The organism is Amycolatopsis sp. NBRC 101858 (assembly GCF_030269325.1).
GTDB lineage: Bacteria > Actinomycetota > Actinomycetes > Mycobacteriales > Pseudonocardiaceae > Amycolatopsis > Amycolatopsis ponsaeliensis.
On record NZ_BSTD01000008.1, the window covers coordinates 404,267 to 416,954 of the forward strand.

General features: G+C 70.1%; 10 protein-coding genes. 9 read left to right on the top strand and 1 reads right to left on the bottom strand.

Annotated features, from left to right (window positions below; all coding sequences use genetic code 11):
* The first annotated feature begins 210 nt into the window (after positions 1-210).
* From QSK39_RS49010 to QSK39_RS49050, 9 genes are all read left to right on the top strand, one after another.
* On the top strand, positions 211-735 hold the full coding sequence (locus tag QSK39_RS49010; RefSeq protein WP_285484715.1) for a (2Fe-2S)-binding protein: 525 nt from the start codon (positions 211-213) through the stop codon (positions 733-735).
* Positions 735-3,176 carry a xanthine dehydrogenase family protein molybdopterin-binding subunit gene (locus QSK39_RS49015; RefSeq protein ID WP_285484716.1) on the top strand — a complete coding sequence of 814 codons (2,442 nt, stop codon included), beginning with the start codon at positions 735-737 and terminating at the stop codon, positions 3,174-3,176. Before QSK39_RS49010 ends, QSK39_RS49015 begins: the two co-directional genes overlap by 1 nt.
* A complete protein-coding gene (locus QSK39_RS49020; protein WP_285484717.1) occupies positions 3,173-4,027 on the top strand; it encodes an FAD binding domain-containing protein in 855 nt (284 codons plus the stop codon). The genes QSK39_RS49015 and QSK39_RS49020 overlap by 4 nt, the downstream gene beginning before the upstream one ends.
* Positions 4,028-4,119: 92 nt before the next feature.
* Positions 4,120-4,878, top strand: coding sequence for an SRPBCC family protein (locus QSK39_RS49025; RefSeq protein ID WP_285484718.1), 759 nt, complete (start codon positions 4,120-4,122; stop codon positions 4,876-4,878).
* Positions 4,879-5,407: 529 nt separating this feature from the next.
* On the top strand, positions 5,408-6,634 hold the full coding sequence (locus QSK39_RS49030) for a GGDEF domain-containing protein (protein WP_434056757.1): 1,227 nt from the start codon (positions 5,408-5,410) through the stop codon (positions 6,632-6,634).
* A 177-nt stretch (positions 6,635-6,811) separates the two neighbouring features.
* Positions 6,812-7,879, top strand: coding sequence for an NAD(P)-binding domain-containing protein (locus QSK39_RS49035; RefSeq protein WP_285484719.1), 1,068 nt, complete (start codon positions 6,812-6,814; stop codon positions 7,877-7,879).
* Between the two features lie 418 nt (positions 7,880-8,297).
* A complete protein-coding gene (locus tag QSK39_RS49040; protein WP_285484720.1) occupies positions 8,298-9,884 on the top strand; it encodes a discoidin domain-containing protein in 1,587 nt (528 codons plus the stop codon).
* A 9-nt stretch (positions 9,885-9,893) separates the two neighbouring features.
* Entirely contained in the window at positions 9,894-11,123 is a 1,230-nt protein-coding gene (locus QSK39_RS49045; protein WP_285484721.1) for an MFS transporter, read from the top strand.
* Complete coding sequence (locus QSK39_RS49050; protein WP_285484722.1) at positions 11,120-12,049, top strand: TolB-like translocation protein; 930 nt, start codon at positions 11,120-11,122, stop codon at positions 12,047-12,049. The genes QSK39_RS49045 and QSK39_RS49050 overlap by 4 nt, the downstream gene beginning before the upstream one ends.
* Here the strand turns inward: QSK39_RS49050 and QSK39_RS49055 are convergent.
* The gene (locus tag QSK39_RS49055) at positions 12,039-12,611 is read right to left on the bottom strand and encodes a TetR/AcrR family transcriptional regulator (protein ID WP_285484723.1); all 573 of its coding nucleotides are present in this window, start codon (positions 12,609-12,611) and stop codon (positions 12,039-12,041) included. The genes QSK39_RS49050 and QSK39_RS49055 overlap by 11 nt on opposite strands.
* Positions 12,612-12,688: the final 77 nt, after the last annotated feature.

Below are 12,688 nucleotides of genomic sequence, written 5' to 3' on the forward strand. Positions count from 1 at the left end.
GAGTGCTGCTCCGGGTGGCCCACAAAAGTTCACCCATCCGGACTTCCGCACATACGGCGTTCCACAGTGGATTCCCGCGTATCTGCGGAACAGGTAGTTGAACGTGTGACATCAGGACTTGTTCGCGCGAAGGTCGCGTAGCACGCTCGGAGGTCTGTGAGCCCGATCACGGTCGGGCGGGCCGTTCCCGAACCGGCTTTTGGAGGCCTGATGCGCATCACCGTCACTGTCGACGGGACGAAGTACACCGACGAAGTCGAGCCCCGCACGTTGCTCGTCCACCACCTGCGCGAAAAACTCGGCAAGGTCGGCACCGTCGTCGGCTGCGACACGAGCAACTGCGGCGCCTGCACCGTCCACCTGGACGGGCACAGCGTGAAGTCCTGCTCGGTGCTCGCCGTGCAGGCCGACGGCTGTGAGGTCACCACCATCGAAGGCCTCGCCCGCGACGGGCAGCTGCACCCGGTGCAGAAAGCGTTCCACGACAACCACGCCCTGCAGTGCGGGTTCTGCACGCCCGGCATGATCATGCAGTCGATCGACCTGCTGGCCGACAACCCGGACCCGGACGAACAGGCGGTCCGCGAAGGGCTCGAAGGCAACCTCTGCCGCTGCACCGGCTACCAGAACATCGTCCGCGCGGTGCGCGACGCCGCGCAGAACATGAGCCCCGGCGCCGGCCCCGAAGTCGAGCGGATCGCCGAGACCAAGCACGCCGGCGTGGGTGGTGACTGATGACCGCCACGATCGAACCGGAAGTCGGAAAGTCACGGCGCCGCAAGGAAGACGAGCGGCTGATCACCGGCCGCACCCGCTGGACCGACAACCTCGCGCTGCCCGGGATGCTGCACATGGCGGTCCTGCGCAGCCCGTTCGCGCACGCCAAGATCGTCTCGATCGACACGTCGGCGGCGAAGGGCGCACCCGGCGTCGTCGCCGTCTACACCGCGAAGGACCTCGACCCCGACGGCGCGATCGGGATGCCCTGCGCGTGGCCGATCACGCCGGACATGAAGGCGCCACGCCGGCCGATACTCGCCGCCGACCAGGTCAACTTCGCCGGTGAAGGCGTCGCGGTCGTCGTCGCGCGGACGTCCGCCGAAGCGCACGACGCGCTCGAAGAGATCGATGTCGAGTACGACGAGCTGCCGGTCGTCCTCGACATGGAAGCCGCCATCGCCGACGGGGCCGCGCTGGTCCACGAGGACCTCGGCACCAACACGAACGCCGTCTGGAAGTTCGATTCGGCCGAGGCCGGCACCGGCGGCAACGTCGAGGACGCGATCAGCTCGTCGGAGGTCGTGCTCAAGCGCCGCTTCCGGCAGCAGCGCCTGGTACCGGCGTTCATGGAGCCACGTGCCTGCGTCGTCGACCCGACCAGCACCCAGATCACCGTGTGGGCGGCCACGCAGGTCCCGCACATCCTGCGCGTGATGTCGGCGCTGACGCTCGGCATCCCCGAGCACAAGCTGCGCGTGATCGCCCCGGACGTCGGCGGTGGTTTCGGCGGCAAGATCGGTGTCCTGCCCGAAGAAATGATGTCGCTGCTCGTCGCGCAGAAGCTCGGCAAACCGGTCAAGTGGAACGAGACGCGCTCGGAGACGATGCTCGCCGCGCACCACGGCCGCGACCAGATCCAGGACATCACGATCACCTCGACCCGGGACGGCCAGGTGACCGGCCTCAAGGTCGAGTTGCTCGCCAACCTCGGCGCGTACAACGGCCTCGTCGGTCCCGGCGTGCCGATCCTCGGCGCGTTCATGTTCAACGCGATCTACAAGATCCCGGCGTACCACTTCGCGTGCACCAACGTGTTCACGACGACGACGCTGACCGACGCCTACCGCGGCGCCGGCCGGCCGGAGGCGACGTTCGCGATCGAGCGGATCATGGACGAGCTCGCCGTCGAGCTCGGCATGGACCCGATGGAGCTGCGCGAGAAGAACTGGATCAAGCACGAGGAATTCCCGTTCACCACGGTGTGCGGGCTGACCTACGACTCCGGCAACTACGAGGCCGCCACGGAGAAGGCCAAGCAGCTCTTCGACTACGACGGCCTGCGCGCCGAACAGGCGCGGCGCCGCGAGTCGGGCGACAAGGTGCAGCTCGGCATCGGCATCTCGACGTTCACCGAGATGTGCGGGCTCGCGCCGTCGCGGGTGCTCGGCTCGCTGGCCTACGGCGCCGGCGGCTGGGAGTACGCGTCGATCCGGATGCTGCCCACCGGCAAGGTCGAGGTCACGACCGGCGCGTCCGCGCACGGCCAGGGCCACGAGACGGCGTGGAGCCAGATCGTCGCCGACCAGCTGGGCGTCGCGTTCGAAGACGTCGAGATCCTGCACGGCGACACCCAGTCGTCGCACAAGGGCCTGGACACCTACGGCTCGCGGTCGCTGGTCGTCGGCGGGATCGCCGTCATCAAGGCCGCCGAGAAGGTCGTCGCGAAGGCCAAGCCGATCGCGGCGCACCTGCTCGAATGCGCGGAGGACGACCTCGAGTTCGCCGGCGGCAAGTTCACCGTGAAGGGCACCGACACGTCCACGACCATGGGCGACGTCGCGCTCGCGACGTTCTTCGCGCACAACCTGCCCGACGGGGTCGAGCCGTCGCTCGACTCGGATGCGACGTTCGACCCGGAGAACTTCTCGTTCCCGCACGGCACGCACCTGTGCGCGGCCGAGGTGGACACCGAGACCGGGCGGATCAAGCTGCGCTCGTACGTGTGCGTCGACGACGTCGGCGTCGCGGTGAACCCGCTGATCGTCGAGGGCCAGGTGCACGGCGGGCTCGCGCAGGGCATCGCGCAGGCGCTGTTCGAAGGCACCGAGCACGACGACAGCGGCACGCTCACGACCGGGACGTTCGCCGACTACCTGCTGCCGTCGGCGGCGGACCTGCCGTCGTTCACCACCGACCGCACGGAGACGCCGGCGACGTCGAACCCGCTCGGCGCCAAGGGCGTCGGCGAAGCGGGCACGATCGCGTCCACCCCGGCGGTGGTCAACGCGGTGATCGACGCGGTGCGGTCCTTCGGGGTGAACGACATCGAGATGCCGTTGACGCCGATGCGGGTGTGGCACGCCATCCAGCACGGCACCACCGACGCGGGCGGCCCCGGCCGTTCCGAGGCCGGCGGCGGGCTGGGCTCCATCGATGCCACCGGAGGTGCGCAGTGATCCCGTCTTCCTTCGACTACGTGCGCCCGTCCACAGTGGACGAGGCGGTGCAGGCGCTGGCGTCGGCGGGTGAGGACGCCAAGGTGATCGCGGGCGGGCAGAGCCTGCTGCCGGTGTTGCGGATGCGGCTGGCCGCGCCGACGACGCTGGTCGACCTCGGGCGCGTCGCGGAGCTGCGCGGAGTGCGCGAGGACGGCGACGACCTGGTGATCGGCGCGATGACCACGCACTACGACGTCCAGCGGGACGCGCTGGTGGCCGCGCACGCGGCGCTGCTCAAGGAGGCGACGGACACGGTCGCCGACCCGCAGATCCGCCACCGGGGCACGCTGGGCGGCGCGATCGCCCACGCCGACCCGGCCGGTGACCTGCTGGCGCCGGTGCTCGCGCTGGACGCGTCGCTGGTGCTGGCCGGGCCTTCGGGGCGCCGGACGGTGCCGGCGGCGGAGTTCTTCCAGGACCTGTTCACCACGGCGCTGGCCGCGGACGAGCTGCTGGTCGAGGTCCGCGTGCCCAAGCACACCGGGTGGCGGGCGCACTACGAGAAGTTCAACCGGGTCGCCCAGGCGTGGTCGATGGTCGCGGTCGCGGTCACCGTCCGTACCGAAGCGGGAGTCATCGAGGAGGCCCGGGTCGCGCTGACGAACATGGGCTCGACCCCGGTGCGCGCGTCGGGCGTCGAAGCGGCGCTGGTCGGGGTCCAGGCCTCGGCCGACTCGATCGCCGCGGCGGCTTCGCACGCGGCGGAAGGCACGAACCCGCCGGTCGACAGCAACGCCGACGTCGAATACCGCCGTCACCTGGCCCAGGTCCTGACGGGCCGGGCGATCGCGGCGGCGGCCGGGGCCTGACGTTCGGAGTTCGTCCCCCTGGCCGCCGCCCCGGCGGCGGCTAGGGTGGGCACCGGACACCTCATCAGGTCTGGCAGAGAGGAGGTCGGCCCGTGCGGCTCGACCACGAATTCACCGTCCCGGCTCCGATCGGCGAGGTCTGGCAGGCGGTCGTCGACCCCGAGCGGGTGGCGCCGTGCATGCCGGGTGCCACCCTGACGAAGGTCGAAGGGGACAAGTTCAGCGGGACGGTGAAGGTCAAGCTCGGGCCGATTTCCCTGCTGTACAAGGGGAACGGCGAGTTCCTGGAGAAGGACGACGCCGCCCACAAGGTGACGATCAAGGCATCGGGCAAGGACTCGCGAGGCTCGGGCACGGCGGCGGCAACGGTGACGTTGACGCTGACGGAGGCCGAGGGCGGAACGCACGGTTCGGTGGCGACGGACCTGTCGATCACGGGCAAGCCGGCCCAGTTCGGCCGCGGCCTGATCAGCGAGGTGGGCGGCAAGATCCTGGACACGTTCGCGGGATGTTTGTCGGGCAAGCTGGCCCCGGCGGCCGAGCCGGCTCCGGCGGCCGAGCCTGCCTCGCCTGCCTCTGCGGCGGAGCCGGTCCCCGCGGTGGCTTCGGAGCCGGCGGTCAAGCCGGCCCCGGCGGTGAAGCCGGCGCCGACAACGGCGGAGATCAACACGGACCCCAAGCCAGCGGCGGAGCGTCCGCCGCTGCGAAGCGTCCCGGCAGCCCCGGAGACGGAAGCGATCGACTTGCTCGACTACGCGGGGCAGTCGGTGTTGAAGAGGCTGGCCCCGGTGCTGGTGGCGATCGCGGCGGTCGTCGGACTGGTGGCGATCATCCGGGCGCTGCGCAAGTAGCGCGAGCGGCTCGGCTCTTTGAGGTGAGCCGGCGGCGTTCTGGATCTGCGCTGGTCGGAGTGGGTGGTCGCGCTAGGCTGCGCCGCTGAGCAGGGCTGGGCCGCTGAGCCCTGTCCGCACCCGTGCTCGCGCTGCACGGATGACCAGCTTGCGTTGTTGCGCGCGGCCGCTGTCTTCGCGCGATTCTCCGTCGGCCCGCGTCGATCTTGCTGGTCTCGGTGGGCGAGCTCCTCCCGTCCGGGATCGGGGTGTGCGTTCTCGGGCGCCTATTTCCGGAGCGATGATCCGCTGAGCTGGGCCGATCTACCCTGCGCGGGTCTTCGGGCAGGAGCGTTGCCCGCAATTCGCCCGGACTGGCGACGCGCGTCGTCGGAACGGCTACGCTGGGCAACCTGGTCGGCCGAACTTCGCGCAAGGGGTACGTCACGATGCCGGTCCGTCACTTCTGTGGCCACGGCTCTTGAGAGCCCAGGCCGCCGTGCGCCGGGAAGCGCTTTCCGCCTGGCCGGGCTGGCCCGCGCGGTGGGAGATGTGGGCCGGGGCGAAGGCCCGCTGGATCACCTACGCGCTCGGCTGTGAGCTGGTCGCCGTCGTGGCGACCGGGGTCGCGCTGGTCACCGGGTTCGGCGAGCCCGTGCGGCCGGTCTGGTTCGCGGTGCTGGTGGCGCTCGGCGTCGCGCAGGCCGAAATGTCGCGCCGCATCGAACGGCTGCGGCGGTGGATGAGCGGGCAGACCCACATCAACGTCACGTCGGTCTGGTACCTCGCCGGCGTCGTCCTGCTGCCGCCGGCCTGGGTGGCGCTACTGGCTGTCGTGCTCTACACGCACCTGTGGGTGCGTGTGTGGCGTCAGGTGCGTACGCGGCCCGCGCACCGCTTCGTCGCCAGCACGGCTTGGGCGATGCTCTCGTGCTTCGCCGCTTCGTCCGTTCTCACGGTGTCGGGCCTGCACGGGACGCCGTTGCAGACGGCGCGCGGCCTGTTCGCGCTCTGCCTGGCGGCGGCGGTGTTCGAGCTGGTGAACATCGGCCTGGTCTCGGCCGGCATCTACCTCTACACGAGCCAGCGCTCGGCGGCCGACCTGATCGGGACGTGGGAGGACAACGCTTTCGAGCTCGCCACGCTCTGCCTCGGCGGCCTCGCCGCGCTGGCGCTGGCCGAGCAGCCGGTGCTGGTGGTGTTCGTCGTCGCGCCGTTGTTGCTGCTGCATCGCTACCTGTTGCTGAAACAGCAGTTGCAGGTCGCGGCGGTCACGGACGAGAAGACGGGGCTGCTCAACACGGCCGGCTGGCACGACTCCGCAGCGCGCGAACACAGCCGCGCACTGCGGCGCGGCCCCGCCGGCGGGGGCTTCGCGGTGCTGATGATCGACCTCGACCACTTCAAGCGCATCAACGACACGTACGGCCACCTCACCGGCGACGACGTCCTGGCCGCGGTCGCGGTCGCGATTTCCGGCGCGGTGCGCCAGGGCGACACGACCGGCCGGTTCGGCGGCGAGGAGTTCGTGGTGCTGCTGCCGGGCATCGGCCGCGCGGACGTGCTGGGCATCGCCGAACGCGTGCGGGTCGCGGTGGGCGAGCTGAACGTGGTGATCTCGACGGGTAGCGGGACGGTCCGGGTGAGCGGGTTGTCGGTCTCGATCGGAGTGGCGCGCCATCCGGAAGCGGGGCCGACGCTCGATGACGTGCTTCGGTCGGCTGACGCTGCGTTGTATCGCGCCAAGGAGGCTGGGCGGAACCGCGTTGCCGTGTGAGTGGGTGTGCTCGGCCGGGAGGCTTTGGTGCGGTCGGGCTGGTGGGGCGGGCGCGCCGACTGTGGTGGGACTCGGTTGGAGTGGCTGGATCGGGCGCCCCGCGAAAGTGGGGGCAACCCCTCGACGTCTGTGATTCATGGCGCGAAATACCCTTGGGCGTCAGTCGTTGAACTTGACATGAGCGGTGCGGATCACGAGACCGACGTTGTGGTGATCGGGGCGGGGCAGGCTGGGCTCTCGGCTGCCTATCACCTGCGGCGGGCCGGGTTCGCCAACGAGCGGGGCTTCGTTGTCCTCGATCATGGGAAGCGGGCCGGAGGTGCTTGGCAGTATCGGTGGCCCTCCCTCGTGCTGGGCAAGGTGCATGGCATCTATGACCTTCCCGGCATGGCCTTCGGCAGCCCGGACGTGACGCGACCCGCCTCCGAGGTCGTCTCGGAGTACTTCGCGCGCTTTGAAAGCGTCTATGACCTCCCGGTTCTGCGGCCCGTCGACGTCCAGTCCGTGACGCGGGCGGGGGAGCGGTTGGTGGTTTCGAGCCCGGCCGAGAGCTGGGCTGCGCGGGCCGTGATCAGTGCCACCGGTACCTGGGACCGGCCCTTCTGGCCGCGCTATCCCGGCCAGGAGACCTTCGCCGGCCGGCAAGTGCACACGGCGGACTACGCCGGCCCCGGCGACTTCCGTGATCAGCGGGTCGTCGTGGTCGGGGGTGGGGCGTCGGCCGTTCAGCTACTCATGGAGTTCGCCCCTCTCGCCCGCGCCACGGCCTGGGTGACACGGCGCCCGCCCGTGTGGCGCGACGAGCCCTTCAGCGAGAACTGGGGACGGGACGCCGTCGCGAAGGTCGACGAGCGGGTGCGGGCCGGGCTGCCGCCGGAGAGCGTCGTGAGCGTGACCGATCTTGCCGTGACGCCGGAAGTGCGCGCCGCGCGCGCCGCCGGGATTCTCGAGCGGCGGCCGATGTTCGAGCGCATCACGCCCGACGGGGTCGTCTGGGCGGACGGCTCTCGCTTCGACGCCGACGTCATCCTCTGGGCGACCGGGTTCCGCGCGGCGATCGACCACCTCGCGCCGCTGCACGTCCGCGAACCCGGGGGCGGGATCCGGATGGACGGGACGCGCGTGGTGCGTGAGCCGCGGCTGCACCTCGTGGGGTACGGGCCCTCGGCCAGCACGGTCGGGGCGAACCGGGCGGGACGCGCCGCTGTCGCCGAGATCAAGAAGCTGCTGAGTTCGGACGGGTGAAGTCATACATCCGAAGCTACCCGAACACCTGTGCGATGATCATCGCTGGATCGGGTGAACCACGGCGGCGGGGAGCGACGAGATTTTCGGCGTGAAATAAGGGAAACCGGCGCGGGCGGATGGGCGCTGCCCCCGGTTTCCACGCTACCCGCGACCACCGACAAACCGGTGGCGAACCGGGAAAGGTCGGGCGTCTGCGGTACCCATCCCGCGGCGCGGGGCAGTGCACCGCTCAGCGGAAACCGTGCTGAGCTGGGAAAACGCACGGAACCTCACCCTCTTGACCGATTCAACGACAAGACACGTCTTGTCAGCCGAAACCGGTCACCGATACAGTCCGCTTTAGTTAGGAAACTTTCTTAACAGTTTCAAAGCGCCGCAGCCCACCAGCCACCGCCAGGCCCAGAAGGAGCGCGACGTGCCGTCGACCCGCCTACGAACACTCACACCCCTATTGGCCGCGATCGTCCTGCTGCCCTCGGCGATCGCCACGGCCAGTACCCCAGCCGATGTCCTGCTCTCCCAAGGGAAGCCCGTCGCGACCTCCACCACCGAGAGCTCGTCGTACGCCGGCGCGAAGGCCGTCGACGGCAGCACCACCACCCGCTGGGCCAGTGCCGAAGGCGCCGACCCGCAGTGGCTGCGGATCGACCTCGGCCAGTCCGCCGCGATCCACCGGGTGCTCCTGACCTGGGAAGCCGCCTACGCCAAGAAGTACCGCATCGAAGTCTCCGACGACGGCACGAACTTCACCGCCGCCACCACCGTCGACAACGGGGACGGCAAGACCGACGACCTCACCCTGAACGCCCACGGCCGGTACGTCCGCTTCGTCGGCGTCACCCGCGCGACGAGCTACGGCTACTCCTTCTGGGAGATGCAGGTCTTCGGCTCCACGGACTCCTCCGGCGACACCCAGGCCCCGACCACCCCGGCCGGCCTCACCGCCGGCACGACCACCGCCACCAGCGCCGCCCTGACGTGGAGCGCCGCCACGGACAACGTCGGCGTCGCCGGGTACGACATCCTGCGCGACGGCACCGTCGTCGCCACCAGCACCACCCCGGCCTACACCGACAACGGCCTCACGCCCGAGACCGGCTACTCCTACGCCGTCCGCGCCCGCGACGCCGCCGGGAACACGTCGGGCACCAGCACCCCGGTCACCGTGAAGACCAAGGCGGGCAGCGGATCCGGCTTCGTCCTCGCCGCGGCCGGGGACATCGCCGAACGCTGCACCTCCAGCAGTTCGAGCTGCGCCCATGTGAAGACCGCGAAACTGGTCGAGCAGCTGAACCCGGCCGCCGTGATCACCATGGGCGACAACCAGTACGACGACGCCCACCTCTCGGACTTCAAGTCCTACTACGACAAGACGTGGGGCAGGTTCAAGAGCATCACCCGCCCGATCCCGGGCAACCACGAGTCCTACGACGACACGCCGTTCAAGGGCTACGAGGACTACTTCGGCGCCATCGCCAAGCCGCAGGGAAAGCGGTACTACAGCTGGGAAATGGGCAACTGGCACTTCATCGCCCTCGACTCCAACGACTTCGTCACCCACGACGACTTCGCCGAGCCGCCCCAGATCACCTGGCTCAAGCAGGACCTGGCGAACAACAAGAAGGGCTGCGTCGCCGCCTACTACCACCACCCGCGGTGGAGCTCGGGTGACCACGGCGACAACCCCGACAGCACCGAGCTGTGGAACATCATGACCGCCAACAAGGTCGACCTGGTCCTCAACGGCCACGACCACGACTACGAGCGGTTCGTGCCGCAGAACGCCGACGGCAAGGCCGACGCCAACGGTCCGGTCGAGATCGTCGGCGGATCCGGCGGCGCCAACCTCTACGACCTGAGCCCGGCGCACCAGACGACCGCCAAGCTGCTCAAGACCTTCGGCGTCCTCAAGCTGTCGATGACGGACACGTCGTTCCAGTCGCAGCTCATCGGCGTCGACGGCAAGGTCCTCGACAGCAGCCCGACCTACCCCTGCCACTAGGAGCCGGGCATGTACATCGCGGCAAGCCGTACTGCGGACCTGGCGGCCGGCGAGAACCGGAAACCCGCGCTCGACAGGGTTTCCGCCAACGTCGTGGCGCTCGGGATGGTCAGCCTGGTCACCGACGTCTCCTCGGAGATGGTCACCGCCGTCCTCCCGCTCTACCTGGTGCTCGGCCTCGGCCTGAACCCGCTGCAGTTCGGGCTGCTCGACGGGCTCTACGCGGGCGCCACGGCCCTCGTGCGGGTGCTCGGCGGGCACCTCGCCGACCGGTGGCGGCGGCTCAAGGCCGTCGCCGGGTTCGGGTACGGCTTGTCCGCGGTGTGCAAGCTCGGCCTGGTCGCGGCCGGTTCGTCGGTCGCGGCGATCGGCGTCGTCCTCGCCGCCGACCGCACCGGCAAGGGCCTGCGCACCGCCCCGCGCGACGCCCTGATCTCGCTCAGCAGCACGCCGGACGCGCTCGGCCGGTCGTTCGGCGTGCACCGCGCACTCGACACCGTCGGCGCGTTCCTCGGCCCGCTGGTGGCGATGGCGGTGCTCGCGCTGAGCCTCGGCAGCTACACCAGCGTGTTCTTCACCAGCTTCTGCGTCGCCGCGATCGCCGTGCTGCTGCTGGCGCTGTTCGTCAAGGACCACCCCGGCAGCGTCGACCGCGCCGCGGTGTCGCTGCGAACGGCAGCAGGTCTGCTCAAGCAGAGCGACTTCCGGCGCGTGACGCTCTGGGCCGCGCTGCTCGGCCTGGTGACGGTCGGCGACTCGTTCGTCTACCTCGTCCTCCAACGGCGCTGGGAGATCGCGGCGACGTTCTTCCCGCTGCTGCCGCTGGGCACCGCCGGGGTCTACCTCGTGCTGGCCGTGCCGCTCGGCAAGCTCGCCGACCGCGTCGGGCGCTGGCCGGTGTTCCTCGGCGGCCATGTCGCCCTGTGCCTGGCCCTCGTCCTGCTCTGCGGCCCGGCGTACGCGGTGCTTCCCGTCGTCGCGCTCGGCCTGCACGGGGTGTTCTACGCGGCCACCGACGGCGTCCTCATGGCTGCCGCGGGCCCGCTCATCCCGCGTGACCTCCGGGCCACCGGGATGGCCGTCGTGCAGACCGGGCAGGCCGTGGCCCGCATGCTCTCGTCCGTCCTCTTCGGACTGGCCTGGACGCTCTGGGACCTGCGGCCCGCGGTGCTCGCCGCCGCGGCCTGCCTGGCCGTCGTCGCCCTCGCCGCCGCTCTCGTGAAACCGGTGCGCCCGTGAAGAAACTCGTCCTCGCCCTGCTCGGCACGGCGCTCCTGATCGCCGCCGCCGTCGTCTACACCCTCAGCGCCCGCCACGACACCGCGGACGCCGAACCGGCCGCCCAACTCACGCTGAGCCCCGGGCAGCTGTTCTTCCGTGACACCGCCACCGGCCGCGTCGGCACCCTGAGCCAAGAAAAACGCCTGCTCAGCGGCCTGAAGTGCGACCGGTTCGCGGTGGCGAAGCAGACGGCCGTGTGCTTGGCCGTGCGGCCCGGGACGCTCCCCGCACTGACCGACGTCCTCGTCCTCGACGACCACCTCGCCGTCCGCCACACCGAGTCCCTGCCCGGCACGCCGAGCCGCGCCCGCGTGTCCCCGGACGGCAAGCGCGTCGACTGGACGCTGTTCGTCACCGGCGACTCCTATGCGCAGACCGGCTTTTCGACGCGTGCCGGGCTGTACGAGGTCGACACCGGACGGCTCGTCAAGACGATCGAAGAGCTCCCGGTGTTCGCCGGCGACCAGCGCTACTTCGCCGCGGACGTCAACTACTGGGGCATCACGTTCGCCCCGGACGGCAACCGCTTCTACGCGACCCTCGGCAGCAAGGGCAAGACCTACCTCGTCGAGGCCGACTACCGGCGCTACCGGGGGAAGACCGTGAGGGAGAACGTCGAATGCCCGTCGCTCTCCCCCGATGCCACCCGGATCGCCTTCAAGAAGAAGGTGGGCCAAGGCTGGCGGCTGTCCGTCCTGGACCTGAAGACGATGCAGGAAACCGAGCTGGCGGACCAGCGAAGCGTGGACGACCAGGCCCTCTGGCAGGACGACCACACGGTGCTCTACGGGCTGGACAACGCCGTCTGGGCGGTCCCGGCGGACGGCTCGGGCGCCCCGCGGAAGCTGGTGGACAACGCCGCGTCGCCGGCCGTCACGGGGTGACGCCGACCGCCGCGAACAACGTCCGGACGCACAGGTCGCGCAGCTCTTCCTGGGTGACCGTCGGCTGGTCGAGCCAGTCGAGGATCATCGTCGCGACGAACGCGAGCCAGCCGCGCACGGCCAGCCGCGTCACGTCGGTGATGGGGGTCAGCAGGCTCACCGCGTCCAGGATGCGGGCCGCGTTCGCGGCCATCCCGGACTCGCGGATCTCCTGGATCTCACGGTCGGCGCCGCTCGCGGCGCGGTGCACGATCCGGTAGCCGTCGGGGTGCGTGCGCGCGAACTCGAGGTAGACGTCGAGCCCGGCCCGCAGCTGCTCCGCCACGGGCAGCGCCGGGTCGGGCTCGCTCATCGCCAGGAGCTGGTCGCGTTGCGCGCGGACGATCGACGCGAAGAAGTCCTTCTTCGTCGGGAAGTAGTGGTACAGCAGGCCGCGGGAGACCTGCGCGATCTCGGCGACCTCTTCGATCCACACCTCGTCGTACGGCCGCTTCGCGAACAGCCCGGCTCCGATCGTGAGGAGCTGCTCGCGCCGCTGCTCGGTGCTCAGCCTCGTCCGCATCCCCCGACCTTACTTGACACGGGTTCAGTAGCGGGGGATCGTGACCCTATTGGATCCGGGTTCAATAGGAGATGTGC